At 32.4% G+C, this 1,692-nt stretch carries 1 protein-coding gene; it reads left to right on the top strand.

Features of this window, described 5'->3' with window-relative positions; translation table 11 throughout:
- Nucleotides 1-653 precede the first annotated feature (653 nt).
- Nucleotides 654-1,562, top strand: a complete 909-nt coding sequence (locus tag ACIFOT_RS32560; protein WP_430073175.1) for a R2-like ligand-binding oxidase — start codon at nucleotides 654-656, stop codon at nucleotides 1,560-1,562.
- Nucleotides 1,563-1,692 lie beyond the last annotated feature (130 nt).

Raw genomic sequence — 1,692 nt, 5'->3', positions numbered from 1 at the left:
CATATCAGTTGAAGAAGGAAAAAGGAAGAACGTGGCGAAATTTTTTTAAATTGTACTTTAATTAGATGCTTATTAGGATAATTTTCTGGAAGGAATCCAAAGATTTCTTTTCCAGGGCTTGTGTTGACACCTAGTCTTTATCATCAATGAGATATAGGGATTTCCGACCAGCGAGTTATGAAATCTACCTTACCTAATAACGCTAATCCTGTTGAGCAGATTTCTTCACAATCGTCACATTTCATACAAAGTGGATGGTTAAAATATTTTAAAATTGGATGGACCTATAAAAATCAGTAGTGTTAATATTATCTTGTTATCATATTATTTTAAAGGAGGAACTAAAATGGAAGCGTTAGCATACTAGGGCTCAGGAGATAAGAAATTAGTAGATAAACCAAAACCACATGAAAATTGTTCATCTAAATAAAAAGATGGAAAAAGAAGTAGGATTTTTACGAAATTTTAAAAAATATAATTGCAATGTTATAAAGATAAATATTAAAATTTATTTTAGATTGAATGGTCATTCATTTAATCTAATTAGTTATTCATTGTTTTAGTGAATATACACTTGAAATATGAATGATGAAGTTAATTAAAGGTAAAAATGAATGATTGTTCATTCATTACTTTCTTGGGAGGAATCTTTTATGCGTGATAAAATACAATCAGTTAGTAAAAGTCGTCTTAATACTGAGCTATTTCCATATAAGCTCTATGTAAAAGCAAAAAAATTTGGTATTTGGAATCCAGAAGATATTGATTTCAGTCAAGATAGGCTTGATTGGGAAACTTTGACAGAAGCTGAGAAAAAGAATATTTTGATACAAATTGCACAATTTGCCGGTGGAGAAGAAGCCGTTACGATTGACCTACTCCCGTTAGTTATGACGATTGCTAAAGAAGGACGCTTAGAAGAGGAGATGTATTTAACTACATTTTTGTTTGAAGAAGCCAAGCATTTAGAATTTTTTACACGCTTCCTGGAAGAAGTTGTTGGTTCGAAAGAAGATTTATCACGGTATCATAATGAGGCTTATAAGAAAATATTTTATGAAGAACTACCAGCTGCAATGGAAAGGCTAGCACATGATCAGTCACCTGAAGCACAAGCAATAGCTTCCACAACCTACAATATGGTTGTGGAAGGGATAATGGCTGAAACAGGATACCATGCTTTTTATTCGGGTGTCGGGAAATTGGGGAAATTACCAGGGCTTTTAGAAGGTATCAGTCTTTTAAAAATGGATGAATCACGTCACATTAGTTATGGTACATATTTACTGCAGCGATTAATTAAAGAACACGGTGACCACATTTATAATGTAATAACTAACAGAATAAATGAACTGATGCCATTGTGTATAGGGTCAATTACAAATGGTAAAAACCCAGACGAACACATTCAAAGCCGTGTTAAAACTTTTGGAGTTGATAATAATGACATGTTGGAGTTTGCGAAAAAACAGATGAATGTACGCCTTGATATTCTTAAACGTGCTCGTGAAAACAATTTAGAAGAAGTATTGAATATTGAAGAAGAGCCTGTTTTACAATAAATGAAAAAATAAATTGTTAAAAGAAACTATTTCGAGAATTAATAAAGATTTTGACGTGTGCAAGAGTTAAAGATTGGGATGGCTGTGGCTGTCCCTTTTTTATGACTAATGGTGCAGTTTAGTCATAATG

It is taken from the genome of Neobacillus sp. NRS-1170, from assembly GCF_050468025.1.
Note: the sequence above shows the minus strand (reverse complement) of the source record. Positions and strands in the feature narration are given on the sequence as shown.

Coding starts and splice junctions, on each gene's coding strand:
- ACIFOT_RS32560 (WP_430073175.1), top strand. CDS start 654: ATGCGTGATAAAATACAATCAGTTAGTAAAAGTCGTCTTAATACTGAG.